This window comes from Stenomitos rutilans (assembly GCF_059505485.1).
Genome location: NZ_JCACKR010000116.1, coordinates 169,061 through 195,845, shown reverse-complemented (window position 1 = coordinate 195,845; position 26,785 = coordinate 169,061). Strand labels below are relative to the sequence as shown.

Genomic DNA, 26,785 nt, shown 5'->3' with positions numbered 1-26,785 from the left:
GGGGGATGACAACCTAGTTGGAGGCTGCAATGCCAAGTATACATGATTTGCGTCCTGGTCAAAAATATGGACGATTAAAGGCTGTAAGGCTTGTTGAGAAGTGCAAACATCCTGTAAGCGGATGGATTTACAAGCATTTATGGCTGTTCAAATGCGATTGCGGCAAAGAAAAGATTACTAACGCGCAGATAGTAATCACTGGCAAGGGCATATCTTGCGGATGTTACAAATCAGAGCTTTGTCGGACAATTAATAAGCCTCCTGTAACAAGGCATAACTTAAGTCATGGCGCAACAGTTGGCGGAAAAACTCCAGAATATAGAATATGGGGTCAGATGATCCGTCGATGCGATAGCCCTAAAGACACAAGGTTTGAGGACTACGGCGGTAGAGGAATAAAAGTTTGCGATCGCTGGCGTAAGTTTGAGAACTTCATTGCTGACATGGGTTTAAAACCATCTTCAGAGCATTCTATCGATCGTAGAGATAATGATGGCGACTACTGCCCTGAGAATTGCTACTGGGCAACAAAAAAGCAGCAAGCCAGAAATACTAGAAGAAATCGGTTTATAGAATTTAACGGCGAACGACTGACTTTGGCAGAGTGGGCCGAAAGACTGGGTATAGCAGGTTCTGTAATTGCTAACCGCATTGACAAATTTGGATGGACTGTAGAGAAAGCGCTGACAACCCGTAACGGAGCAAAGCGGATACTTTCTTATAACGGAAAAATGCTCTCAATTGCTGCTTGGGCAAGAGATACAGGGCTAACAAGTGGCACCATTGGGGCGAGATTAAAAATGGGGTGGAGTATAGAAGCTACGCTAACAAGACCATGCCGTTTTGCCGAGAAAACAGAATCTTTACTTTGAGACACGGTTATGATATGGGCAGTTATCGGTTTAAGCTATGTCTACAACCTTTGCCCGTGTCAATAGCCTCGTCGAAGCCAGGCTGGATGATGACTGCGGTAAGGGATGGGAAGGGCTAAAGGGGCATTGCGTTCGGTCTAAAGTCGCTCATGCAGCAGAACACGTCTCGGAATCAGCATTATCCTGGGGCGTTGGCAAGACAGTAGGAGGCGCGATCGCGCAAGTGGCAGCTTCGCACGGTTTCCCCCCTGGCGCGGCTCATCTGATTAGTGAAACCGCAGTTCAAGCGATCGCTGCTACTCTCATCCATGCCCGCAAGCCAGAGAATCGTAACCCTACAGAACTTGCTGCCAAATTTATTACTGAAGCGGCAGCAGGGGCGATCGGCAAAAGTTCGCATTCAGGGGCGCATTCGGCGTTGGAACATATAGAAGGATCAGCACATGCCAAAGCCCTTGGAGCCATCATTGCCGGAAAAGCAGGCGGCATCAGTACAGCCGTTGCAGTCTCAGACCTTGCCCACAGATACGCCGAACGACTCACCAAACAAGGCAAAGCCCTTCATGCACTGGTTACTGCTAGGGTGCCTGTCAGCCGCGCTGATGCTGATGCTGGAACTACTGACCGACTAACTCAGCAGGAACGATCGACGCTCTTTGACCTAACGATGGCAGGCTGGGCGATCGCGCGTCACCTCAAAACTCAACCCAAACAAGATGCTCAGATGCCAACTATTGAAGCCCACCAAAAAGCGATCGCTAAGTATGCTGACCTTGACTATGACATGAGTGGGGCAATCGAGCGGTTACGGGAGGACGCTGAAAAGTGCGGACGGGGTTGGGAGGGTAATAGACCTGGGTGCGTGAGAGCAAAGAAAGGAGGTGCTAAAACCGCGTCTTCCTCAACCAGTCAGCCAGTGAATCAAGCTACGCCAAAAGCGAAAGTTGAAGCCGCAATCGAGCAAAAGCGGACAGAGTTAAAAAAACAGGGCAAGAAGGCAACTGTAGAGGAACTAAAAAAAGCTGGAGAATCGGCACTGAAACCTGAAGTAAAAAAGAAACAAAGCAAAGCAACGGCAACAAAACCAACTGAGCAAAATCCGCAACAAACAAACGACTTAGCGATTTTAAGAAAGAACTACAAAGAAGAAGATGCCCGTACTTTAGGCAATATTGGCAAAGGGTTTAGCGATGTTGGTAACCTCATCAGTCTTTACGCAGACGAAGTAAAGACCAAAGGTAAAAACGATCCTGTTATCACAGCAGCATTTGATAGAGGTGAACGTAATTTTAACCCTGCTTTGGTCATCGAAACTGGGAAAGATCAGTACCAAGCGATCGGTGGCATCAGCGAAAAAATTACCGCTTCTGCTAATGCTTCCAAAGGAGGCAGAGCTTACAGCGTGATTGTATCGAATAACCCTGAGCAGATTGCACTTGCCAAAATGATGCAAGTGCCTGACAAGGTGGATGCTGCCCATGTTAAGCCAATGCAAAACCAGCTATCTAGAAAAGAGGGTGGGTCTGGCTTTAGCGACAATGGCAACTATCAGCACCTCTATACCGATGAAATTGCTACGGATCCTACTGCCAACAAAAAGCATAAAGGCACTCAAGGGCAGGTGGATGCTGCCGCCAGGAAGTTACTGGAAACAAACGGGCGGAACTGGGTACCGATTCTTGTGCATGAAAACGCAGATGGTTCTTACAAGGTTGTTGGAAATCACTTTGCTCATGAAGTAGTCAGACGGGCTGGCATTGATCGCGCTTGGGCTGTACAGGTAAGCAGCGACAAGGATGAACGCGCTGATGCACTTGATCAATTGCATGCAGATGCTAAATGGGAACCCTGCGGCAAAGGCTATGCTCCTCCTGGAAGTTGCAAGGCAGGCAGACCCACTGGCGCTGTTTCCAGTCGTCATATTCTTGAGCCGCACGCAGACCCTTTCTCTACATCGGGGCAAAAAGAGCAACAGGGCAGAACAAGCCGTATTGATCAATTAGTGAGCAAATTAGAGTCAGGGCGTTTCAAGCCTCAAGCCAATGATCCGAATGGACACGGCAAGCAAGGAACCTTGACAGCGCTAAAAGATGCCAAGAACCCACGCATCGGTTTGTTTACCAGCCATAACAAAGACGGGTACATTACAGGGGCGATGTCTTACAAAGAAGGTAAGTCACTGATCTCAGTGCAGAATTTTGGGGCTGATGGCTCAACTAAAGGATCTGGCAGCGAGATGTTTAATCAACTATTACACCATGCTGCAAAGCTTGGTAAGGGTATTGAAGCGTCATCAGTTGATAGTGCTAAAGGCTTCTATGCCAAAATGGGCATGACTGACCAAGGTTATGGTCAATTCTCGATGTCTAAACAGGAAGTGGCAACAGCGATTGCTAAATTAAGCAGAAAAGACGCTTTAGACGATCGCCTTACTTTGGCTCAACTCATTGGTGAAGAACTGCAAGCACCAGGGCTGTACGGGGCACCCATCCGCATTCGCAAGTTTAATGTCCAGGGCAAGACGGTGACGGGTGAATTTGTCGGCACCCAAGATGGCAGGTCTTACGCGTTTACTTATGCCAACGGAAATGTCACTTATCAGCCTGCTGTAGCTAAGCTCGACAGTGAGAGTGCGAATCAGTTTACTGTGCGGTGGGATAGCCACACAGAGGCGCTAGAGGCTAAGGTGTCAAACCCGGTACGCCTGGACGCTACTGGCAAGCGTTTGAAATGTGGTAGTGCCACCTACCAATGCGGGGGCATTTGTCAGGGTGTGCATCGAAATTGCCACAAAAATGAGAAGGCAGCAGTTGATCACGGTAGGATCAACAAAATCAACGCATTGATTGAGCATCTAAGCCAAGGGGGCGAGCACCCCTCGAAAGGATTGGATAAGCCTGATGCTGCTAAGTTGCAGGGTGTGGCAGCGCAGATTCAGCAGACGCGAGACTTGAAAGCGGCGAATACGATCGCAAAACGGACGGGCGATCGAATGGTGAAGAACACGCCAACAGAGGTTGCTCCTAAGAAGCCAGCCAGCATGACTGTAGGCGCGATCGTGCCTGGTACTACCAAAGCGCCAATCGTCATTCCACAAGCAGAAGCAGCACGTTTAGCGGTGATGGGGCATATGAAGATACCTGTGCCGACAAAAGCAATTATGCCTGAAGTTTTGCCACCTGAAACCTCACAATCAGGACGCGGTAAACGTCTTGCTGGTCTAGTGAATCAGTTGCAGCAAAACCATGAGGCTGACATCAAAAATGCGGCTCAAATTCATGCTGTAGCACACGCTGCACTGCACCAACTTGACCCTACGCATACAGTGCAATTGTCTGAGCCAGCAGCCAGTACTTTCCAGAGACCAACGGGTACACCCAGACAACGAATTGAGAAATTATTGAACAACCTGCAAGAGAACGAGACCGCCAGTAACCGCAATGCGGCAATGACTTATGCGGTGGCGCAAACAACAGTGAACCAACTAGCGGCTAGAGGAAAGCAGGGGCAGCCATCGAAAGAGATTGAGGGGAGGGAGAGACAGGCGATCGGGTTGCCGTCAACGGTGCCTAAAGAATTTACTGAGACAGCAGAACAACTGAAACGACAGGCAAGCAAATCATACTATGGCTCTGTAAGAAATGTGAATGGTGAACATAGAGATCCTTACGGTGTGCCGTTGTTTGTGCCAGCCAGTTCAAGCGGTACAGTTGGCGGATTTGCTCCAAACGGACACACACCTACATTTCTTTCTGAAGTGACAAAAGAGGCTGCTGCCGACTATCGACGCAAAAAGCAAAAAGGGCTTAACCAAGAAGCTTTGAGAGATCTTTCTTGGAAGGTGCAAAAAATGGAAAATGCTGATTGGCAAAACGCTAAGCAGCATGGAGTGCATACGGTACTTCTCGATCCCGACAAGAATCCATCGATAGCCAAAAAAAGGACTGCAAAAGGCATTCATTCCGCACCCCTTGCACCTAAAGCCCGATCGCGCACTGCTGCTGACTTTGGTGACAAGGGCAAGTACAAACATGTGAGCCTGGACTCGCTGTCACACGAGGTTGTACAAGCAGCCCGATCTCGTCTCGTAGCGCAATACCCCTATCTAGCCACAAAAATGGATAGCGACTGTGGCTGCCAGGAGTGTAGTGCCAAGAAGAGGCGCAAGAAGAAAGAGTTGCCAGACGCGCCTGATCAATTGAAAGTGGCGTTAAAAGTATGAACATCAACCTGTTCAAAGCTTCAGCCGATCGCCTTTTCACCAATCTCGGACTCAACAACACCCAGATTCGGTTTGGCGATAGCAAGATACTCACCCCTAATCCATTGGTTACGCCGATGGGTATCCAACCAGATGCCCCCGTTAGCAGTGAACTGACCATTCAGGGGCAGGGCTACGAAACTTATCAAGTCAGTATTCCTGACGACACGCTAATCGCTGTTTTTGGCAATATGACTAACGCGATCGCGGCAATGGCATCTAACAACATTTGGTATGTCGATCGGGGTGACACAATGGGTTGGCGACGGTGCCGCACCTGGGGGACACCTGCGTTTAATACGATCGGGAAATACCAGGTGACGTTGAAAGAAATGGGAGCCAATGATTATGGTGTTTGACATCACCACTGAAGTCATAGGTCTAGAGCAGACGCTAAGCGCGATCGCACTCCTCGTATCCCCAGAGTGGCTGACCAACACGTTAAAGGCGAACAAGCAGGTATTCAGCGACCTTGAACGTCAGCATTACAATAAGGTCAGCGCCACCACCCGTTACGCCAATCCTAAACGTGCAGGCGAAGGTAATTGGGGCATTGATACAGAGGCGCTGTTCAGAGAGTTAACTGAGAATATCATTGTTGAGGATGCTTCATTGAGTATCGGGTCTGATCTGCCCTATGCCGCGATCGTGGATGAGCTATTGGGACACAAACAGGCGATCGGGCAAGCTCAAGAATCCAGCTTGCTGCCATCTGATGATGAGTTTTACGCTTTGTTGGAGCCGTTACTGCTAGGCGAAGCTGAAGCAATTTGGAGTGGGAAATGATTAAAGAAATCAAAAGACCAATCGATGCAAAATACGGGCAATCCTGTCTTGTAGACTTAATTAAACATCAGAACTATTTAACGTATTGCTACGCCTCAAAAACGATTCAAGACTATTGGTGTAGATCAGAATATGTTGTCTATCCAATCAATAAGGCAATGCAGCAGCCTGTGCCGATCGTCACCAGCAACATTAACCCAGGTGACTTTTTTAATTTAGGCAAAACGCCAACCCCTCAAATTGGAATTGTCTACCGTAAATTAACCATTATTCAGTCTGGGCTGAATCAAGAGCAATGGAAGCCGTCACCAAATAAACCAGGGGGAGACTACTTAAAATATGAAATCGGTGGCGACATTGGCGGTTTTTTCTATACTCAGCCGCACAATGAGTTAGCTTCTGGTTTTTTCGTTTGGCTACCTTTGCCCTGTCAATTGATCGCAGCAGACTTGTTAGATGAAGCGCAGGCATTACAGACTATATTACTAGAGATCGCTCACGAGCAATGATCATACCCATCACTGCCCACACTAGCCCTTTTACACCAGCACTCACCAGCGTCAGCCCTGAAGGATTGCTAACTTACCTTGATGCGCGGATTGGGCTAACCTTTGAGGGACTTGAGGTGAAAAACTACGGCTTCACTGGGAAGGCATTAGACCTGAACCGTTTGGCGGCGGGGCACCGTATCACCAGCCGCAAGTCGTCAGGCTATGCACCAAGAGTAGAAACAGCCACGATCGATGTCGGTCGTATTTTCCCTTGCCAGCCGCCGCAGCAAGGCATCGCCGATACCACCGCTGATGATTTTTATGACCTGCTCAAGGGCGCGATCGTCGAGTGGGTGAATTGCAAGGGCGGCCCATTCGGCATTGCTAATCAGTTAGATTTTGAAGTCAACGGGGTACAAGGTATCGGAGCAGTGCCAAATTTGGCGGCAGGGGACATGCGATCGCGCTGGCATATCGTAATGCTGACGTTTGAGCTTAGTTTGTACGCGCGTTGATGGGCGGTATTATCCTCGTGTTCCAGCGATCGGAATTCTGAGAATTGTTAATTCAGCGGGCAAGCGCCTGATGCTCAAAACATGCGAAAAATATTCTATAGATGGTGAGTAAGCAGGGTTTGACGTAACTTCGTAATGCCCGTCAAATATAGACAGGTCTAAGAAAGTGTAATGCCCGTCAAATGTAGACAAGCCTAAGAAAGGGTCACTGAATTCAATATTTGCAGAAATAAACGTTTTTGTGGCAATAGCCGCAGGTACATACCTGCTCATATCCATCGTCTCTACAAATTCTCGTTCTACTTCATAATGAGTAACTTTGTGGCACGACCAAGCGCTATCCGTAATGCCAAAAGTTTGATAACGACAACGTCTGTAATTGGAGTCAAAAGTAATACCAATCGTGAACGGCAATAACCTATTCGGTTTATCAAAATAAACACGTTCATAGCGATGAATGTCGAGCCATCCATCCTCAGGCTGTGTGCACACCCATCGATCGCGTGATGATACCGCTAAAAGCTTTGATTCATCTTTTTTATAATCACGGCAACTTTCCGCATGCTCAATTGAAGCAAGTGAATGAAACGCATTGCAGACGGAACCTGATCGATCATTGTAGTAGTAAACGCATGAATTACAAGTTCTCATTTTCTTTTATCTGTGTTGCTGTCCTGCTTATTTGCCGTACTACCCATCCTAGAAATGCAACGATCAGAATGCAGCCTGCAAATGACTCGAAATCACGATGCGCGATCGACCTGATGCCGTAACAGGCAAATAGTAACTCCGCTAATACTAACGGCATTTGAAGCAGAGACGATGCCGTTTCTGTACTGTCACTCATCCCTTTACCCTCACTTCACCGCCTAGCTTTTCCAAGAACAATAAAAACCGATCGGCGCTCATCTTGCGTTTGCCGTTCACGTAAAGGCTGATGTGATGCTGTTTCACCCCAAGAAAGACCGCTGCCTGCCCTTGGGTCATTTGGTGTGCGCGAATGAGCCGATCGAGTATTTCAGACGAACTTGTCATACCGTAAGCGGTATATATCATCATCATTGTACTCTGTCAAGGGCTTAATGGAGGCGTAGCGCTACAACTACTTTTCACCCTATGGCTGATTTTACACAAACGATGGGTGCGCGTCCTTCTGTCACGCAGATAGTGAGTGCCAGTGATGCCATCACTACTAACTTTGCGATCGACGCCCCGAATAAGCAATGGATTCTCTCGCAAACAGTCAACAATGGCACCGTTGAAAAGCTCACTCGACGCTTACTGATCAAAGAAGGCTTTAACGGCAGTTTGAAGACAACTACGATTACAGAGTATCTGTTTGCCGGTGGTGCCACTTATGTAAGCAGTGCCAGCCCTGCCAATAGTACCGCTATTAACGCTACCAGCCCAAATATTTATACGCTCAGTCCGTTCAACTATGATGCCGTACTGACAGCAGCGGGCGTTGCCTCAACTTAACTTTGGTACAAAAAGAAACCGCCCAACAGACACGCCGGAACGGTTTCTTTTTGGGGTTCCAAACCCTCTGTTTTAGTTTACTCGAAAGCACACAGAGGTATACCTGTCAATGGCTAAGGAAATTTTTCAGGCATTTAAGGGTGTTGTTGATTGTGTTGTAGCTGATGCAACGACAGGTGAGTTGTTGGTCATCCCGCCACCGTCCACCGCTGCTTATGATACAGGCATCGAGCTTGCCAACATTGAGACAGTGGATTGCGCGGGCACTCGTAACGTGGCTTTGCGTTATCCCACCAAAGAAGAGCCAAAACTAAACCTCAACTTTGGTTCTAAAACGATGGATATTTTGGGTATGAAGTTTGCCCGTAAGTTTGAGCTTGGCAGCCGCTCGACCTTTGTAGCAAAATCTGCTTACCTTGTTCCACCCAACGGGTTAGTCGCAGCCTCTACCAGTGGTACGTTTGGCACGGGTGTCTTAGCAAATGCGATTACTGAGGCATCGTGGTTTGACCCCACCGTTGATAAATCGTTGTTCAACCTGGTGCAAGACACTGATTACAACGCCTTCGATCCGTCTGGCGCGGGGAATGAGCTTAAGTTTGCGATCGGTCAGAATAACGCTCAGAAGTGGGGCAGTGGACTATGGGGCAAGTACGTCTCCTATAAGGTGCCGATTGCGCTCAGCAATATCTATGTGAAGTCATCCACACCATTCATTTCGCTGTCAGTGCTGCTCAACATCATTTTGACCAATGGCAAGCTGACGCAATGGATTTTTGATGCTTCACCCGATTCAACTGGTTCTATCCCCATTACTGAGCCAGGTCAAGAGTTAGCCTTCTTCCTTTCGTCTGCTCCTGATGTGTTGTTTCTGAACCAACTCAACCCCTGCTGATGCCGTTTGGTCAACCCTGTGTGCTGCGCTATCAAACAGGCGCAATTGCGGTTATTTACCCGGTACCGCGATCGCGCCTTACTTTGATGCAATTGCTCCTCAATGAATTGGTGCAAGCGTGGGTGGAGTTAGGGCAGATGACTGAGTTGCTCGCAGAAGACCCAAAGGGGTGGGGCTTGGTAGAGGCGATCGCAGCCATCATTCCCGCTGAAAACGCTTTGCCATTACAAGTGGAAGCGTTGAAAACCGACATCAACCTGCTTGAACGCTTGTTTTTTGGGCAAGTGGTTGCAGAGGTGCTAGAGCCTTCGTTGTTAGTTGCGTTGCACACCTTCACACCACAACCCAAGGCAGAACGGGTCAAAAGCCCAGACGACCCGATCACAGTTGATGATCTGCCGTTTCCATCGTCAGGCGACTACGACTATGACACGATTGCCAACTTAGCCAATGGGTTCGGGTGGGAGATGGGTTTATGGCTGTATGAACACTTCCCGATCGAAGGGCTTGACAAGTTCCTTTACACTCATAGCGAACTTCAGAAAGACCCTGAACAACGGGTAATGGAAAGCCTAAAACGCAGTTATGACGGTTGGAAGCAAGAGAACGCTGAAGAGTACGAACGCCGTACCTATCAGGTGAAGTGGTGGGACAAAACCGAACGTCAAAAGTTAATCCAACAACATGCAATCGCACAGGAGTTAGAACCAGATGCCGTCGATTGAACTGAAGTTGCGCGATCGCACCTACACCATCAACACGCCCGTTAACCTCTCTGAGATCAAGATGGTGCCTTTAGCAACGGTGTTAGGTACGGACAAACATGGTAGACCAATTCAACCGGGTACACCCTTAGGCAATGACTACGCCGAACTGGTCTTACAGCGTCTTAGCGACCCGTCTAACCACTATCGTCTTGCCTACAGCCTTAAAGCGTTGATACCAGAACTCGACCCACTGCTGTGCGACTATCGGTTGATCCTCTTGCCCAATGGATCGAAGCAGGAGGACGTGACGTTCAACTTGACCGTTGAGGAAATCTTGCAGGTTTTTAGCCAGTTGCAGCAAGTGACGACCACACCCAAGGCTGGCAAACCCAAACCTGTGCAAAGCGGACAGCGACGGTAGTTCTTTAGGCGATTGACTAGCTTAAGTTATTGTTTTCAATTTCTCTAATTAATAATTCGCCAGGCTGGCAATCTAAAGCCGCACAGACTTTCTCCCATACGTCACCGCCAGGTACATACAACGGGTCGTCTACCAGACGATACGCTGTAACACGCGCTAATCCGGTTTTTTGCCAAAACCTATAACGCGTCATTTCTCTTTCCTGAAGAGCCTTTGCAACAAGATTTTTCACGACCATCTCAAAATAGTACCACTATCATGCTACAGCACTAAATTAAACACGTCTACGATACTGCTATGGCATAATAATGCTATACTGTTAATAGTTAATTGCGAGGTTTTCAATGGTCAAAAACGGTATTGTTGCGACAGCGGTTGGCCCTGAAGTTACGAATGGGGCGCTTGAAGTATTGGAGCTTTGTCAGCCATATATTGCTACTGTCAAGCTTGAAGGCGTGGCTGATATTCTATTTCATCGCTGGAATTGTGAAGAGGTAGAGGCAAAAGCGAATGCAGCGAAAGGGTCTAAAACCAAAAAATCAGACAATATCGAAAGTTATGTTTATCGAGATGATGAAGGTATATTGTGCATCCCTGGCGAATATTTCAGGATGGCTGTAATTAATGCCGCTAAATTCAGGCAAGACCCACGATCTCCGCGAAAATCGGCTATGGATTTATACAAGGCTGGGATTGTTGCGTTGACTCCACTTGCGCCTTTGGGTGTAAGTGCATGGGACTACGAACACAAGTGCCGTGTAACTGTGCAAAGGGCTGGTATAACAAGAACAAGACCAGCGCTTAAAGCCGGCTGGAAGTGCGAGATTAGTTTTTTGGTAAATGTCCCTGAGTACATTCGACCTGTAGACTTCATGGATGTTCTGACAATGGCTGGGAAGCTTATTGGCGTTGCTGATTTTCGCCCTACTTACGGTCGGTTTGTTGTAACCAGTTTTCAAGTTGGATTAGACTGATAACTTGAGGTTTGGCAAGGTTCGGTACGGTTTGCCAGGGTCAAATCCGGTTTGACGAGATCTGGTTGGGTCGGGTTTGCTGAGTTAAGACTTGGCATGATAACTAATTCTCCATAACTTTGACTTTCTTTGCTATACTTTGAGGTATGGAGCAAAGGTACAAGCTTACTAAAGCGGCAAAGATGCTAGGCGTAAACCCATGGACACTCAGACGGTGGGTGTATGCAGGGAAAGCGCCTAGCCTTAAATCTGAATCAGGGCATGTTTTTATTCCTGGATATTGGCTGGCAGAGCAGCTAGGTGAAGCCCCTGCCAGTAGCGGGGTTAAATGCGCCCTATATGCCAGAGAGTCGTCATCTGAAAATAAAGCGGCAATGGACTCGCAGGTAGACGGCTTAACCCGGTACGCCATCGCCAAGGGATACCAAATCATTTCGACAACGAAAGAGTTTGCCTCTGGGATGAATGACGATCGCAAAAAGCTCCACAAACTATTGAAAGACCAAAACTTTGACGTACTCCTGATTGAAAATAAAGACCGCTTAACCCGCTTTGGATTCCGTTGGTTTGAGTCTCTTTGCCCATTCAAAATCGAAGTGGTGAACCTTTCAGATAATTGCACCCATGATTTGATGGAAGATTTGGTAGCTGTGATTACGAGCTTTGCAGCAAGGTTGTATGGGCAACGCAGAGGACGTAAAAAGACTGAGGCTGCAATCAAAGCGATTGAGGAGACGGAGTGATGGCAGCGCGGCGTGACAAAGGAATGATGTCTCGGTCGTATCGGGTTTATCTGAATGACCTGAATCAAGGAAAGCAAGAGGTTTTGAAAGCCTTCCTGCATCGCTGCCATGACATCATGCAGTACTTCGTTGACCTGTATTGGCGGCGGCAAGACTTTCGCGGCAAGCTGGCTGATTTGTCTACCGCTCACCGTGCTGTGAAGCGGTTCGGGGCGACGACTCGATTGAGTCAGGCTTTGGCAAAACAGGGCGGTGAAGTCGTTGCCAGTCAGCGTAAGAGGATTAAGAAGCGTAAGCCCAATTTGCAGCGCCAAGTCGTGACATTGTTCTATCACTTCGTTAGCGTTGAGCCATTTCGAGGGAATGGCTTTAATTGGGCAGTTCGCTTCACTGGCTCTGGCGCTCCCAAAGGGTTGACCGTTCCGATTCCATCGACTAAGCCGCTGAATGAGAAGCTGGCGGATGGTTGGAACTTGCGGCAAACAATTCGACTGGGGATGAGGAAAGGCAGACTTTTTATCGACCTTCTGCTGGAGAAAAAACGACCTACACCCAAGACTGAAGGACGGGTAGTGGGGATGGACTCTAACTATAAAAATGGATTGGTATTCTCGGATGGGCAGAACGTAGGCACCGAGTTGTACCATCTGATTCAAGGCTTTGCAAAGCGCCAAAAACACACCAGAGCAGAGATTAAATCCTGGCTGGGTCAGGCGATTAAGCAAATAGATTTCTCTCAGATCAAAGTGCTTGTCATTGAAGATTTGAAGAAAGTTAAATCTGGCAAACGAGGGACGTTCTCTCGCAGGTTTAACAGGCGGTTGTCTCATTGGCTGTATGCCTATGCTGCAAGTTTGTTGCAGCGCCATTGTGAAGTTAAGGGGATTGAGGTTCAACGCAAAGACCCCTGGAAGACTTCGCAGCGCTGCTACGCTTGTGGCAAGTGGGACAGGCGAAACCGTAGAGGCGATAGATTCTTGTGCGTGAATTGCAATCATGCTGACCATGCTGATTTTAATGCTTCCAAGAATCTTGAATATCTAGGGTTGGCGGGAATCTATGGTTTCCGTTTACTTCCAAGTTCAAGATGCCAAAGTTTTGAATAACCATGGACTATAAAAAGCCATACTGATATTTGTGGCATGGCGATATCAGGTAGGACGAGGTTTGTTGGGTTTGGTATGACCTGGCAAGTTGTGGTGCGTAGTGGTCAGGCGGGGTGCGCTGAGGTGCGGTTTATTATGGCAGTAAAAGTTATGCCCTCTAGAGCAATCTAGAGGGCATAATTGAGAAGATTCTAATTTCCCTCGTCTATTGTAGTCTTGACAGGGAATTCGAGCTTGGCAAGCTCAAGAACTTTAGATCTTATTTTGCAAATATCGACTCAAGGAATTGAATCCTTGAGTCAAATTCAAACGCAGATTAACGCGATCGCCACTACCCCGTTCACGTTTGGCGGCGCGATCGACTCCATTCGCCAGCTTGCTCAAGAGTTTCAGAAACTGAACCAGACGACAGAACAGAATCGAGCAGCGAAGGAAGGGGCGAAAGTTGCGGCTGAGACTGCCAAGGCTGCGCAGCAATTAGCTAAAGCCACTGCCGAACAAGAGAAAACTAGTCAACAGGCAGCAAGAACCGAAACTGAACGACTGAAAACACAGAAAGAAGCGATCCAGGTTGACCAGCAAGCGGTGAAGCTGGAAACGGAAAAGGCAAGGGCGATCCAGGCAACAGCCAATGCAGCAGCAGCGCAGTCACGAGCGCAAGCAGCAGCGTTAAGAACACAGTCACTTGAAGAAAAGACAAAACCTGTGGAGGGGTTGTTCAGTAGTCTTGGCGATCTGGCTAATTTAGCTAAAACACCGATCGCAGGGGTGGCTTTTGCTTTTAACGAGGCCACCAATGCCGCCCAACGACTAGCACAAACTGGCGGACAAGCGTTTAACTTGCTAATTGGTCAAAACGTCAGACTCAGAGAGCAGACATTGGGTTTGTCAGCTCTGCTAGCGAACGTACAGCAAGTGTCGATCGGTGGCGAGAATGTCACCGATCCGGTGAAAGCAATCCAAACCGTCCTACCAGAAGTACAACGCCAAATTGATCAAATCCGCCTTGATTCACTACAGCTTAGCGGCATCACGTCTTCCGAACTGGTGGAGTCGTTTAAGCTAGTTGCGCAGCAGGCAAACGCCTTGGGTATCAACCTGGAGCAAGCCGAAAAAGTCACCATCAAACTCAATGCCTCTGCTACCACGCTAGGTTTACCACTGGGGCAGGCACAGACATACATCGCGCAGATTGCGAACCTACAAATCGATCCGACCTTTAACACACTGGCGAAAACGCTGGAATTGAATAACGAAAAGGCGCGATCGCTCATTGCTCAAGGCAGGTTGTACGAGTACATTGACCAACGCACAAAGGCGCTAGTAGCAGGGCAGGAATTAGCGGCTAGAGGCTTCGCCGGACTAACTTCAAACGTGCAAGAGGTCTTTGAGGTCGTCACGCAGAAAGCGGGGGCACCGATCCTAGATGCTATCCTTGAACCACTGAATCGAATTCTCATCAGCCTCCAGAAAGCTCAGCCAGAACTTGAAAAGCTGCTGACCAGTGTCGCTGATTTCGCAGTTGGCATCTCTGAAAAAGTGCAAACCGCAGGCAGTATCCTGGTTAAAGCTTTACAACCACTAGGAGAAGCACTGGGCAGTGTTTTGAAGGCTGGCGGCGAATCGCTAGGCGGTATCCTCAATAGCCTCGCTGATGCTTTTGTTGCCACAGCTACCGCGATCGCGCCTTTGCTGTCGATCGTGGGCGAACTCGCCAAAGTCTTTGCCAGTTTTGCTAGTACGGATATTGGGCGATTATTACTACAAATCGGGCTGTTAGCCGCGATCGTTGCGCCTTTGGTACCAACAATTTTAGCGGTCGTTGCGGTTGTGAGTAGCGCTGTCGGCGCGATTACAGCCGTTTCTACAGCGCTACCACTCCTGATCGGGCTATTGACACCCACAGCCGCAGGTCTAGGGGCCGTGGCGCTCAGTGCAGCTTTAGCAGCAGCACCTTTGGTCGCCCTAGCCGCTGCGTTAGCGTTGATTGTGACAGGGTTTGAAGCAGTCAAGTTGGCAGCGGTGAATGACGCGATCGAAACACTGAGCGAATCTACCAATAGGCTAGCTGATGAATCACTGAACTACGCTCAGCGCCTGAAGTCACTCAATGACATTGAGAAGAATGGCGGCAAGCTTACCGAAGAACAAATTGCACTAAAAAAACAATTATTAAGCTTGACCGCTGGTACTAAACAGTCGATCGAACAACAAATTGCTGATTTGAAAGCGCTGCAACCAGCAAACCAGGAACAAGCAAATGCCCTCAAAGTACAAATTGCCTTACTAGAGCAACGCGCTAAACTGCTCAGCGGTCAGGCTAATGTTGGACTGGGTAATCGTGCGCTACAGGATTTAGGTAAAACCAAAGATCTGATCGACCAAAGTTTGAAGGGTGCCCAGACTGATCTTTTGAATCCTGCGAAAGCTGAAGATGCGGCAAAACGGGTACAAGAATTTACACAAACAGCGTTAGACGCAGGCCGAATTACCAGAAGTGAAGCCGCCAAAAATCTGGAAGCGTTGCAAAACAACCAGGGACTAGAACTGAAGACTAGGTTGTCGGCACAGAAAGCGTTGACAGACCTTTTGCAGAAAGGCGCTGACGAAGAAGTAGCCACACTTAAAACTAAAGAGAAGACGATTGAGTCCGACCTTAAAGCGGGGCGCTTGAGCCAAATCGAAGGCGAACGCCAACTAACTGTCGCTAAAGCTGAGGAGCTTGATAAACAACTGGCCTTGAATGCTGAAGGTATTAAGCGTGAACTTGAGCTAACTGGCGGACGCAGTTCACCACGTTTGGTAGCACTGCGACGCGAAGAAGCTGAATTACAAGGGCAGAGAAGCGCGATCTCTGAGGATGGTAACCGCAAACGCGCCCAGGCCGAACAGACCGCTGCTGATAATGAACTCAAAATTTTAGAAGGTAAGCGCGTCAGCGGCAAGCTGAGTGAGGAAGCATTTGCCAATGAATCACTGGCAATCACCAAACGCCGTCTTGCGTTGGAGCAGCAAGAACTTGAACGACAACGCGGTCTGCTTAAGCCAGGTGATAAAGCGGGACAGCAAGCGATCGACGCGCAAGAGGCGGCACTTAATAGCAAGCGTGAAGCAGCGGAAGAGCAGTTTCAGTCCCGAAAGCTAGCGATCGTCGAACGCGCCCAGAAAAAAGCTGAAGATGCTGCCAAACTGTCTGAAATCAGTCGCAATACTGAGATTGATCAGCTTATTGCTGCTCGTCAAATTCGTGAGTCAGAAGCAGGGTTATTGCGGGTACAAACCAGTCGGCAGACGATCGCCAAAGAGCTGGAACTGGAGAAAGAAAAGACAGCAGCTTTGGAGAAGCTCCCCAAAGTTTCTGACCCGGTTAAAGAAGAAGAGAGGCAGCAGAAGATCAGGGCAAGCCGGATTAGAACGGCTGAATTGGCTGATAGCTTAGTCAAAAATGAAATTGAACAGCAGGAAGCCCTTTTCAGAGTCGTTAGTGAAAGGCTCGATCGACAAGCACAAGCTGCTAAGAATGCAGCAGAAGGGCAGGTACAACCACTTCAAGCACAGCTACAGCTACAGGATGCGCTCAGTAAGTCGTTAGAGAATCAGAACAAGCTACTAGAGGCTCGTAAGGGATTACAAAATGCGCTGACTGGGTTCGCTGAAAGCTCCTTAGCGCTGCTACAAAAGTCAGGTGCTAGTGAGAAAGATCAACAAACAGCCACTCTCTTAATTGCTGCTCAGAAATTCGCGGCACTGCAACGCCAGCAACAGCTAGAGCAACAAACGTTAAACATTCAGCTAAGGCAAAATGCCGCTGCGTTGGAACGCGAAAAAATTCAGAACAGAATTAGTCAGATTCAAAACCAGGCTGATCAAGCACAGGCTGCTGCTGACCTTGCTAAAGCGAAAGCTGATCCTAATGCTAGGCTCAATCCTGAAGCGATTCGAGCCGCTGAATTAAACCTGCAGGCCAAGCAAGCCGCTGGACTAGGGCTGCAATTACAAGGTGCTGAACTAAACGATCGCGGACGCGTGGAAGCTCAAACCGCTGCCGCCCAACAGCAGGCTCTACAGATCACCCAACGCACTCAAACCCAGCAAGCACGCTCGGCATTAATTGAGGCACTACCTGATGACGGGGCCAAGCAGGAAGCTCGGTTTCGTTTACAGCAAGAAGTCTTAAGTGGCTCAGGGTTTGGCGTGACATCGCTGGGAGATATTAACACCGATCGTATCCGCCAAGCTGCCATCACAGGGCAAGGCAATTTAGGTTTACCGGGTATTCTCAACCCACTAGCCGCGCCATCAGCTTTTGTATCGTCGCCACAGGTGCTGGCGTTGCAACAGCAGTTGTCAGGGTTGATCAAAGGGCAGACCGCGATCGCGCCCATCACTAGCAACAACAACAGCCCACAGTTACAGTCAACCTTGGATAAGTTGAATGCAACGATCGAGGCTGGGCAAGCACGCCCGATTCAAGCAACGGTCAATAACACGATCGCGGGGCCTGATGCTTCTCAAGTGGTTGACCTTGCTACTAAACGCATGACTGACAATCTGATCGGCGTACTAGGGAGAGTTAATTAATGGTGCAAATTAACCAAATTGTCATTCCTTGTCCGCCCTCAATCGTCACTGCTTACGGCTCCTTCGGCTCACTCCCCGGTGCCTGCGACCTGTTTGACAGTGTTAACAATTGGTTGCAGTTATCCGTGCAGCCAAACTCTTACAAAAAGTTGAGCGAGGGTAAAATCGAGGTAAAAGATGGTTTTACCTCGCCCTTTGCCCTCTCACCAACGCGACGGATAGGCTTTGAAGTGACGATCGCGGATGGTCGCGTTGAAATTGAGGACATTCTCAATACGCTGATGAACACAGCGATCGCTGACCCGACAACAATCCAAGCAATTACCGTATTAGATTACGTGCGACCGGAGACGAGCGATCGGTATGCAACGGGGTACACAGTCAGACAAGGCATCTTTACTGAGATTGCAGTTGAGGCAGGGACGCTGATGTTTGCCAATAGTGGTTTCACTGGGCGGCGATTGAGTACGGGCGGGTTGCGGGTCACATTCCAGGAGTTTACGCGACGGATCCAGTACTGATGGTGCAGACGATCGCCGCTTCCTCTCTACCCTCCACACCCTACCCCGATCGCGGTGGGGCTTCTTTGGGGCGCATCAATACAGGCACAGCGTTCAGTGGTGCGAAGTTAGCGACGATCGATTACACCGCTGGTAATGCCATTCTTGCTACCTCTGGAAGTTTGCCTGTGACGCCCACCGCTGGAGTGGTGACGGTGACACTACCAGCGGGCACGACACCCACTACGATCGTTGCTCCTGGTGCAGCACCTTACACCCCTGCTGTCGATGCGACCAACCCACAGTCAGGCGAGTATGTGCAAGCGGGGAATAGCGTCACCATTACGCTTAGGAGCGGCGAGAACCCGGGACATATCACCTACTTTGGGTTGGCAGGTAGTTATCCTCTCACACGCATCCCTACGGCTTATGTACCCCCGCCTTACCCTGATCTGTATGGGCAACTAAATGCGATCGGTGAAGCGGTTGTCACTTACAAGCGCAGTTTTGAAGGACATCCATCAGCTACAATCGCCTACTATGCGCTGATCCGCGACAAAGAAGCAATTATCAACACCTTCAGGAATCGCACACCCGCGCTGTTCTACCAAATGGGGTTAGAGGTCAATGCCCCTAAATTCAAAGAGTTAAGCCTGAGCCTGTACCCGGAAGGGCGGATGGTTGTAACCATTCCGTTTACAGGCAAATACCAGTATTTGATGGCGCAGCCGATCAAGCAGCGACCTCCCAATGTGACAAGTAGGCTGGCTCAATATGTACCGCTCACTGATATTGTCAGTCGTGCTGGGCTAACACTGACCGGAACAAGTGCCCAATTTTTCATCCCTGCCAATGCACCGCATAACGCTACAACAACGCTGGCAGGAGCCTTGCAGGAGTACATCAGAATCGATAATGGCTTTCAATTCCTCAGCAGCCCCAACACAGTTGAGGTGCGTACCTTTGGGCAGACGACGCAACATTACCTGAGCGAAGCCGATATTTTGAATGAACCAGAAACATCGCTGCCAGGAAAAGAACTCATCTACCAGGGACGGCAACTGGTCAAGGTTTACAAGAATACCGTACTGAACTTTGACTTTAGCCAGATTCAGCAAGGGCAGGGCAGACACACTTACTACGATCCGGTGCAAAACCCCAGCATCCCGCCACCGGAAATCAAAGAATTACGCGAGAGTGGCTTAGCGTTTGACAACGGTGGCATCACGAAAGAGCAATCATTTATCACCGCTATCAGTAATACGGAGCTTGCCCGCACCAAAGTGAAATGGGGTTTTGCCTTTGCGTTGAGCGATGTGTACGCGATCGCTAGTGTATCTGGTCAGGGCACACAAGCAATTTATAACAGCGCCATTAACCCCGCTGCTTTCTGGATACCGATCGAGTCCACGACGACGACCTTTACCTACAACCAATACGGGTATCTGACAGGTATTACCGAAACAGGCACGCGCACCTGTCGCTTAAAGCAGGAGCAGAACGGAGAGACGCTTGAACTGGCTAAGTCTCGGCTTACGGCCTCTGGTGCCGTCGCCGATGCGCTGACGGCTCAGATTGCGGCTTACAAATTTAATATCATCGCTCCTACGGAGAAGAACACCACCTATGAGTTGGCCCGCATGGACACCCTTTTTTCGGACACCCCGATCGATGTCGAAGTCCCCAGCTACTTTTGCTTGACTGAAACAACGACAGAGCGCAGTGAAACCACAGCACCCGATCCAGCTTCGACAACCTCTAAGCCATTGCCGCCTATTACCACTGGTAAAATTTTCTTTCAGCAGAAGACGGTCAATATCACCAGTACAATCCAGGGTAAAGAAGCCTTTGATTTGACCACCACAACGCAAAACAGTGAGGGTACTGGTTATAAGCAGGGGGCGAAGCAATCCATCACTGAGAAAAAGCTGGGCAAGCCTTCACCACATACCTGGGCGGACACGGCAACTGAATTATTCACCTTTAACCTTGGCAACACGAGTGATACTTTAGCCAGTCAAAAGATCAAGTACCTGCTCAACGTTCAAGGTTCAGATTATGGCGACTTGGGCGATACCTTCTCGCAGTATGGCAGCTACGCTAACCTAAAACCACAGCAGGGCAGTGAATCGTACCCTACGCCTGTGTTGCAAAGAGGTGTGAGGGCAGCAGAATGTGATCTGGCGATCGTCAACTCTCAGGGGAGTGAAGTGGTGAATCTAACCGTGCGCCGCAACCTTGCCTACCAGGAAGGCGATATGCTGTGGCGTAAAGGGCAGTTGTTTGTGATCTTTGACATCAGTTGGAGCGAAAAGCTTAGTCCTGGGCGCGTGGATTGTGAGGGGATGCAACTCACTCTGGGTCGCTATCTACGGATACCTGTTTCCGTACTAAAAGTACCGTTGCAGGTTTAGGTAACATCAAAAAAGGCGAAAACGTTATCGTCTAAACCGTTCTTCACAAGTATTTCGGAAGCGGTCAAACCGACGAATTTGCAGTTACCACTACCAAGAAAAGAAAGACTTGGCAATCTACCCACCGTCCTAAAGTCTGAATCCTCGATCGGTGGTACTTCGATTGTGACCTCATCTCTTATACCCATGCCGCGTAGGATGCGATTGTTGTAAGCAAGCCAAGAAAAGCGCTCACCAGAAACTAATAATCCATTTGTTTGAGCGATCTGACGCAAGGAATTAAAGTCATCACTGCTGAAGATGGTAAACGTAGCCATTAAGTCGAGAAGGAACAGACCTTTACCGACCGCTTCTGCAATGCTTGCTACTGTTTTTATTTGAATATTTTTAGCCGCAAGGGCGCTGGACACAGCAGGCACACCCAAAAGGTTTTGTACTCGATTAAAACCAGTAGCACTGGCACTTAAACCGTAAATTGTGTTTGTGTTAAACAGCCTGATGATCTCGTACAAAACATCTGTACTTAGCTGCGGATCTAGCCATTGAGTGTCTGTCCAGAAAACAAAGCCAGGGTTCTTTACGGGTGCCCCGATCGGTCGATACCGACTGTACTCTAACGTGCGTGAAAGTAATGTCCTGGGCACTGACGCACAAAAAACCCTGTCTCCAATCACGGTCACGCGCTCAGAGTTGACTACGGTGGCACAGGTCAGTCGTTGCGAAATCGGCGATCCTTCCACTTCAACCCAAACTTGCTCACCAGGCATCCCGCCGCGCGCTGTGAGCAACCTTCCCTGCTTGATCGGCGAGAGCGGAGTCAGGGCTTTGGGGAGGTCGTCTTCTAGTGGCATGGTTCCTTTATGGCATATCGCCGCTCAAACACCAGCGAGAAAAGGTAACAGCAAGCGAGGACAGGGATGGTTTCAAAAGCGATCGCTTGCCAACCTCTTACCTCCACCAGTGACAACAGAAAGTTAACTTGTTTCAACAAAGGATAGTGAATGAGATAGAGGCTGTAGCTCCATGCCGCTAACCATTTAAATAATTTAAAATCAAGCCATCTATTTGAATTTTTAGAAATCAGCCATCCCATCAATGCCCCAACGCTTAATCCGAATGCAAGATCAATGGGCAGAAGGTGTGGTTTGAATAGTTCTAAAGCCCCGGTTTGGGTGTAGGGGAAGCAGTAGAGCAGTGACGCTAGACAGGTAAAACCAAGCAGTGAAACAAGATGCCAGCACTTGCTATTAGACTGAGAAATTGCGATGCCAACAGCAAAAATTATCACGTACCAAGGGCAAGCATAATCAAGCGGTATCTGTAAAAGGTTTTGAGAGATCGCGGCAACACTGGCACAAAAAGTGGAGCATACTAAAAGTCCCAATATGTTCCACCGCCGCCACGCAGCTACCAGCAGTGGAAAGAACATGTATATTTTAAATTCAACACAGACACTCCAGAAAGTAATGCTGAACTGCTTTGCCAAGTTGGGGTAGACATCCCCAAGCAGTAACAGATTGGCTAACATACCATTTATTGTAATCGGTATAAAAAAGCCCAGCAGTGAGGCTTTGGTTGCAGTGATTAGACCAATCACCGCGATCGCCCCATAGTAAGGCGGCATGATGCGCTGACAGCGATGTTTGAACCATTGCCGATAAAAAATCGGTTTGTTCTGTCTCAGCGGTAGCCCCAAGCAAAGCCCGCTTAGCACAATAAACGTGGTAACACCCAGATGTCCGTAGAGCAACGCATCAGTCAGTTGACCCGTCGCACCTTCACCAAACTGCAAAATGTAGGCATGATGGGCAAGAATATAAAGTGCTGACAAAGCTCGAACTGCGTCCAGGAAAGAATACCGCAAATCAAATGCCCCAATATGCGCGTAGTGCTGTTGTGTTATTACTCACAACAGTTGAGGTATGCTCCGCACGATCAATCACTAACTCTGCGATCGCGCCTGCTAACCCTTCGTCATCACTATTGTTTAGTCCGATACGAGCACCCGTTGTTGATGTGGCTCCATAGTCCAGCCCATAAGAGTCGGAAACTGTAGATTTCAGGCTTCCATTGACATAGAAATCCACCTGTCCAGCGCTTTGTCTCACAACAACACAGTAAACATAGAAAGTATTGTCAGCACCTTGATAATGAGTCGACTCAACTACGTCTCTGAAGTTTGAATCAACATAGGTAAACTTCAATGCGTTGCTGAGTGCGCTGTTGCCTTTACCAAAGACGTAGTTCGCCCCTACACCATGCGGCCCTTTCTCAATGATGGTGTTGTGCTGACTGTCTGCAAAATTGTCATAGCGTGCAACCCCGTAATAGGTCATGCCCGCACTAATTTGCATTGAGCTTGAGTTGGCAATGTCTAGATAAGTGGAGCGATCAAACACGATCGCGGGTTTGCTGTCCGCCACAGCCGTAGCGTTCCATACAGGACGAACACCACTACTACTTTGTGTTGCGGTATTGCTATTGCCTGAAATGTCCAGAATTTGAGTTACTACACCACTCGCTAAAGTGACGTAATCAGTTTTGGCAACAAGACGCAGAGCAAGGTTTGTTGTTGCTAGAGCAGCAATCATGCCTGTAACTGCGCTTTCTACAGCGATCGGCGATCGCATCCTGTTGGGCACGCCGTCCATTGGCAAGCGATAAAACGGCATCAGGTTTCCACCTGGTAACAAATTGTAAGCTCAGCACTGGAGGCAGTTGTGTAACCGCCTCTCAATTCGTCGTTCGACTCAAGAAACAGGTCGAATATTTCCAGATTTGCATTAGCGTTAATGGCCTTGGCGTTCCAGAGACGTGCCAGTACGCTACCAGAGTTGTCGTTGAGTGAAAGCGTAAGCGAACCCGCAGTTGTACCGCAACTCGCAATAATATGAGTCACCCGGATTGTTTCAGCACTTCCAGCCGTCAAGAGAGCGGTCGTGAGGGTTGTTGTAAGTACAACTGTCTTGACTTTATTGGTGACTGGCATAGCTTATCCGTAAAAAAGATTCCACTTGTATAAATCTGCTTTTGTCAGCGTAAATGTCAGTGCAGGCGTAGTTGTCGGAGTCGCTTCTGTGGTTGTAAAAAAGGGATAGAGATCACCTGCGCTAAAATTCGTGACAGTCCCAGCCCCCGTGCCATCTTGCCCTTTAACGCCCCCCGGTGAGATCGCAGAGCCAGAGGCGATCGTGCTACTGGTTGAAGCATTGCCTGTGTAGCCAAGATTGGTCAGCACAACATGGGTCGCGTCTGTGATAGACGCGACAGAGTAATAGCCCCCCGTGGCAACGACCAGAACCTCTCCATTTACCATCCAGGCAGTTGAGCCAACCGCCACTGGAACAGTACTGCCGCTTGCAGGCTGAGTGAAACTGGCAGTAGTAGCGGTATAGGCATTCACCCCATTGGTACCGTTTGTCCCATTTGTTCCATTAGCGCCATTCGTACCTGCTGCACCCGTTGCCCCTGCCAGCACCAGTCCCACCGTCACATTAGACGCATTCACCAGCGACCCGTTACCAAACAAGTAAGTAACGGTCAGAGATCTGTCTGTGCCGTTGTCCACTTGGCTAACATACGTGTACCAGTGGTAAACACTCTTATCGGCATCACTAGCAAGTTGCAACAAGCTGTTAGCAGTGAGAGCATTGAGAAAATTGACAGTACTCGCTGCGAGACGATCGCTCTCTGACACTCTGATCGTTGTGGCACTACCAGGTGTTGCGTTGTTGAGCAATAACCCACCACTGGCAGGGGCACCCGTTATCGCATTGCTGAAGCTGTAACCAATCCCATTAATTGACCCCGTTGCACCCGTCAACCCTGGCTGACCACCGGGCACAACTAACCCACCGCTGGCTACTGTGCCGCCCGTCGCTGCATAGGCACTGCCATTGTCGATCGCTCTGAGCAATGTGAGCGCGCTTGCAGTCTTGCTTTGCAGCGTGTAACCACCCCCACCCGCGACAAAGACAGGTTGCCCCACACCAAAGAAATCCGTCACGCCAGGATAAGCAATAACCGTGCCACCGACTGCTGGTTGCACAAAACTTGCCGCGAGCGTGGTGTAACCTTTTGCCCCACCGATCGCCGTTGCTAAATCAGTCAGAATCTCAGGGACACAGCCATCACTGACTTTGTGGCTAAGCGCTGTCGCCTGCATATTCCCGGTAGGGAAGTGTGGCACTACCGCATATTGATAGCTGCCCGCTGCCAGACTGCCGCCCGTCCCGGCACTGCCCGATGCTGAAGGTGCGTTGAACAAGCAGAAAGCAGGATCAGCGTTTGTTGGCAGAGTGCCTACTGTAGAGCCAGAGTTAGCGCTAACAACAATGTTCTGCGTACCGCCGCCCGGTGTTACTGTGATCAACACTGATTGCTCAGTGATCACCCCGCCCACCTTCAGGTAGACCTTGAGCCGGGGCACATTGTAAGGGGCTGTGGTGCCTGCGATCTCATCCGGGTAATTTGCCCGAATGCTTGTCGGATATGTCAACGCAATATTAAGCGTGCCGGACGTACCGACACTGATTGCGCTGCTGAACGCTGCCCCCGTCGCCGTAGCGTCTGCTGTTCCTGGGGAGGTGCTGACTTTGGTTCGTAGCGCTTCAGTGGGTAGTAGCGTGTCTGACGGTTGACGAACAATAATTTGACCGTTGCTGGTACCCGCGATCGCTACCTTTTGCCCTGCGGTGTCTGCCACAGAAAGTGAAGCCGATCGTGTCCCTGCCCGTCTGGCAATATACCCCTGGAAAACGCCCAGACCAGGTTGAGAGACGATCGAGTTGGCCGCAGGTAGCACCCGCAGGTAACCATCATTCGGCAAGTCAGAGTATCGCAGAACGGTATCCCCGATCGCTTCTGCTAGGGCTGAATACTCACCCACGTCACCCACAGCATCCAGATAAAGCGTGATATCTTCACCATTGATAAACTGGCTAACTTTGTTTGCTTGAGCATTGAAGCGCACCGTGAACAGCGCAAAATAGCCGCGCGGCACTGCTTGCGGAAAGGTCAGGTTAGTTGAGGCATAGCTACTCAGTGTTGAGTTGCCCTGGGCGTTCTGCTGAGCATTGGCAGCGCCCGCAAAGAGCGTTACGGTTTTGTTGACTCCCACATTTGGATCGGAAGTGTCCAGCGTCCCGGTGGACTTACGCGCCAAACCCAGATAAGTGACATCGATCGCGCCACTAAATGCTGCTGATAAATTGACCCCGTTAGCAAGCACGATCATGCCAATTGGCGAAAGCGCCTCAACACTGTTTCCACCATCCTCAGTCAGCCCGTTTTCAATGGCTATTCTCAGTGGTGTGCTGGCACCTGCTACTGGGTTGTAAGCAGGTAACAACAGAGCATCGCTGCCTACCGCCTGCAAAGGATAGTCGCATCCTCCAGGGTTGTCCGTGCTGATACCAATGTATGTCGTAAAACCGTTGGGCGCATCGATCCAGGGGTAAGAGCTAACCCAGTACCCGTTAGGAGAAGCCGCGATCGCGCCACTCGTCGCATTTGGCTCGTATTTGTAATAGCCTGCTGCTACTCCCCCGGTCGGTGCCGTAATTTGTCGCACCATTCCCTGAAGCAAATCACTACCCGTTGGCAGAGAAGCTTGAGTGGCGATCGCTTGAGCCAGGGCAATCTGAGCAGGGGTGGACAAGTAGAACGTCTGTGGCAGCGTCACTTGTGTTATCTGATCAGACTGAAGCAAACTGAATGACCCCAACTTGACCATTTGGGTGACATCATTCGTTGTCGCTGCACTAATCACAACGGCATGGGCTGACCCCGCTTCGACTGCTGAAATAGCAGAAGACGCGATCGTCACGGCAATGCGTTGCCCTGCGGTATAGCTGACACTAACGGGTGTAGTAGGTAAGTTTAAGCCAGCGCGCGATCGCAGTTGGGCACAGAAATACAAAGTGCCGCTACCAGTGAGGGAACCACCGGAAACGGCACTGAAGGTGATGTTAGAGGCTTGCGATCGAAGGGTGGCGTAAACAGCAGTCATAGAAGCGTTGACAAACTACTCTCATTATGC

Annotated in this window: 24 protein-coding genes; 16 read left to right on the top strand and 8 right to left on the bottom strand. The window is 49.4% G+C overall.

Translation table 11 applies throughout. The features are described 5' to 3' along the window. Positions 1–29: 29 nt before the first annotated feature. Genes AC5JLP_RS24695 through AC5JLP_RS24670 form a run of 6 tightly spaced genes read left to right on the top strand, consistent with a single transcriptional unit; the run spans position 30 to position 6,925 of the window. Positions 30–872 (top strand): hypothetical protein, encoded by an 843-nt coding sequence (locus AC5JLP_RS24695; RefSeq protein ID WP_496070486.1) that lies wholly within the window; start codon positions 30–32, stop codon positions 870–872. Positions 873–909: 37 nt separating this feature from the next. After that, entirely contained in the window at positions 910–5,094 is a 4,185-nt protein-coding gene (locus tag AC5JLP_RS24690; RefSeq protein WP_496070485.1) for a hypothetical protein, read from the top strand. Next, entirely contained in the window at positions 5,091–5,492 is a 402-nt protein-coding gene (locus AC5JLP_RS24685; RefSeq protein ID WP_496070484.1) for a hypothetical protein, read from the top strand. Before AC5JLP_RS24690 ends, AC5JLP_RS24685 begins: the two co-directional genes overlap by 4 nt. After that, on the top strand, positions 5,482–5,919 hold the full coding sequence (locus tag AC5JLP_RS24680) for a hypothetical protein (protein WP_496070483.1): 438 nt from the start codon (positions 5,482–5,484) through the stop codon (positions 5,917–5,919). The genes AC5JLP_RS24685 and AC5JLP_RS24680 overlap by 11 nt, the downstream gene beginning before the upstream one ends. Beyond that, positions 5,916–6,428, top strand: coding sequence for a hypothetical protein (locus tag AC5JLP_RS24675; RefSeq protein ID WP_496070482.1), 513 nt, complete (start codon positions 5,916–5,918; stop codon positions 6,426–6,428). Before AC5JLP_RS24680 ends, AC5JLP_RS24675 begins: the two co-directional genes overlap by 4 nt. After that, positions 6,425–6,925, top strand: a complete 501-nt coding sequence (locus tag AC5JLP_RS24670; RefSeq protein WP_496070481.1) for a hypothetical protein — start codon at positions 6,425–6,427, stop codon at positions 6,923–6,925. Before AC5JLP_RS24675 ends, AC5JLP_RS24670 begins: the two co-directional genes overlap by 4 nt. 9 nt (positions 6,926–6,934) lie before the next feature. Here the strand turns inward: AC5JLP_RS24670 and AC5JLP_RS24665 are convergent, their stop codons facing one another. Beyond that, positions 6,935–7,576 carry a hypothetical protein gene (locus AC5JLP_RS24665; RefSeq protein ID WP_496070480.1) on the bottom strand — a complete coding sequence of 214 codons (642 nt, stop codon included), beginning with the start codon at positions 7,574–7,576 and terminating at the stop codon, positions 6,935–6,937. 192 nt (positions 7,577–7,768) lie between these two features. Further along, positions 7,769–7,960 carry a hypothetical protein gene (locus AC5JLP_RS24660; protein ID WP_496070479.1) on the bottom strand — a complete coding sequence of 64 codons (192 nt, stop codon included), beginning with the start codon at positions 7,958–7,960 and terminating at the stop codon, positions 7,769–7,771. Between the two features lie 81 nt (positions 7,961–8,041). On the opposite strand from AC5JLP_RS24660, the gene AC5JLP_RS24655 reads away from it, so the two are divergent. From AC5JLP_RS24655 to AC5JLP_RS24640, 4 genes are all read left to right on the top strand, one after another. Further along, positions 8,042–8,404 carry a hypothetical protein gene (locus tag AC5JLP_RS24655; protein ID WP_496070478.1) on the top strand — a complete coding sequence of 121 codons (363 nt, stop codon included), beginning with the start codon at positions 8,042–8,044 and terminating at the stop codon, positions 8,402–8,404. A 109-nt stretch (positions 8,405–8,513) separates the two neighbouring features. Then, the gene (locus AC5JLP_RS24650; protein WP_496070477.1) at positions 8,514–9,299 is read left to right on the top strand and encodes a hypothetical protein; all 786 of its coding nucleotides are present in this window, start codon (positions 8,514–8,516) and stop codon (positions 9,297–9,299) included. Then, positions 9,299–10,024 (top strand): hypothetical protein, encoded by a 726-nt coding sequence (locus tag AC5JLP_RS24645; protein ID WP_496070476.1) that lies wholly within the window; start codon positions 9,299–9,301, stop codon positions 10,022–10,024. Before AC5JLP_RS24650 ends, AC5JLP_RS24645 begins: the two co-directional genes overlap by 1 nt. Next, positions 10,011–10,427 (top strand): hypothetical protein, encoded by a 417-nt coding sequence (locus AC5JLP_RS24640; protein WP_496070475.1) that lies wholly within the window; start codon positions 10,011–10,013, stop codon positions 10,425–10,427. Before AC5JLP_RS24645 ends, AC5JLP_RS24640 begins: the two co-directional genes overlap by 14 nt. Positions 10,428–10,443: 16 nt before the next feature. On the opposite strand, the gene AC5JLP_RS24635 is transcribed toward AC5JLP_RS24640, so the two are convergent. Further along, positions 10,444–10,665: a helix-turn-helix domain-containing protein gene (locus tag AC5JLP_RS24635; RefSeq protein ID WP_496070474.1), complete on the bottom strand. Its 222-nt coding sequence runs from the start codon at positions 10,663–10,665 to the stop codon at positions 10,444–10,446. Between the two features lie 106 nt (positions 10,666–10,771). On the opposite strand from AC5JLP_RS24635, the gene AC5JLP_RS24630 reads away from it, so the two are divergent. From AC5JLP_RS24630 to AC5JLP_RS24605, 6 genes are all read left to right on the top strand, one after another. After that, on the top strand, positions 10,772–11,401 hold the full coding sequence (locus tag AC5JLP_RS24630; RefSeq protein WP_496070473.1) for a hypothetical protein: 630 nt from the start codon (positions 10,772–10,774) through the stop codon (positions 11,399–11,401). A 146-nt stretch (positions 11,402–11,547) separates the two neighbouring features. Beyond that, positions 11,548–12,144 carry an IS607 family transposase gene (locus AC5JLP_RS24625; RefSeq protein WP_496070472.1) on the top strand — a complete coding sequence of 199 codons (597 nt, stop codon included), beginning with the start codon at positions 11,548–11,550 and terminating at the stop codon, positions 12,142–12,144. Further along, on the top strand, positions 12,144–13,250 hold the full coding sequence (locus tag AC5JLP_RS24620) for a zinc ribbon domain-containing protein (RefSeq protein ID WP_496070471.1): 1,107 nt from the start codon (positions 12,144–12,146) through the stop codon (positions 13,248–13,250). The genes AC5JLP_RS24625 and AC5JLP_RS24620 overlap by 1 nt, the downstream gene beginning before the upstream one ends. A 294-nt stretch (positions 13,251–13,544) precedes the next feature. Further along, on the top strand, positions 13,545–17,831 hold the full coding sequence (locus tag AC5JLP_RS24615) for a hypothetical protein (RefSeq protein ID WP_496070470.1): 4,287 nt from the start codon (positions 13,545–13,547) through the stop codon (positions 17,829–17,831). Next, positions 17,831–18,352 carry a hypothetical protein gene (locus AC5JLP_RS24610; RefSeq protein WP_496070469.1) on the top strand — a complete coding sequence of 174 codons (522 nt, stop codon included), beginning with the start codon at positions 17,831–17,833 and terminating at the stop codon, positions 18,350–18,352. The genes AC5JLP_RS24615 and AC5JLP_RS24610 overlap by 1 nt, the downstream gene beginning before the upstream one ends. Then, the gene (locus AC5JLP_RS24605; RefSeq protein WP_496070468.1) at positions 18,352–20,745 is read left to right on the top strand and encodes a hypothetical protein; all 2,394 of its coding nucleotides are present in this window, start codon (positions 18,352–18,354) and stop codon (positions 20,743–20,745) included. Before AC5JLP_RS24610 ends, AC5JLP_RS24605 begins: the two co-directional genes overlap by 1 nt. On the opposite strand, the gene AC5JLP_RS24600 is transcribed toward AC5JLP_RS24605, so the two are convergent. From AC5JLP_RS24600 to AC5JLP_RS24580, 5 genes are read right to left on the bottom strand one after another with little or no spacing between them, the layout of a single operon-like run. Further along, positions 20,742–21,596 (bottom strand): hypothetical protein, encoded by an 855-nt coding sequence (locus tag AC5JLP_RS24600; RefSeq protein ID WP_496070467.1) that lies wholly within the window; start codon positions 21,594–21,596, stop codon positions 20,742–20,744. The genes AC5JLP_RS24605 and AC5JLP_RS24600 overlap by 4 nt on opposite strands. Next, positions 21,587–22,609: an acyltransferase family protein gene (locus AC5JLP_RS24595; protein ID WP_496070466.1), complete on the bottom strand. Its 1,023-nt coding sequence runs from the start codon at positions 22,607–22,609 to the stop codon at positions 21,587–21,589. Before AC5JLP_RS24595 ends, AC5JLP_RS24600 begins: the two co-directional genes overlap by 10 nt. A gap of 1 nt (position 22,610) precedes the next feature. Next, positions 22,611–23,417 (bottom strand): LamG-like jellyroll fold domain-containing protein, encoded by an 807-nt coding sequence (locus tag AC5JLP_RS24590; protein WP_496070465.1) that lies wholly within the window; start codon positions 23,415–23,417, stop codon positions 22,611–22,613. Beyond that, positions 23,417–23,734, bottom strand: coding sequence for a hypothetical protein (locus AC5JLP_RS24585; RefSeq protein ID WP_496070464.1), 318 nt, complete (start codon positions 23,732–23,734; stop codon positions 23,417–23,419). The genes AC5JLP_RS24590 and AC5JLP_RS24585 overlap by 1 nt, the downstream gene beginning before the upstream one ends. A 3-nt stretch (positions 23,735–23,737) precedes the next feature. Further along, positions 23,738–26,755, bottom strand: coding sequence for a hypothetical protein (locus tag AC5JLP_RS24580; protein WP_496070463.1), 3,018 nt, complete (start codon positions 26,753–26,755; stop codon positions 23,738–23,740). Positions 26,756–26,785 lie beyond the last annotated feature (30 nt).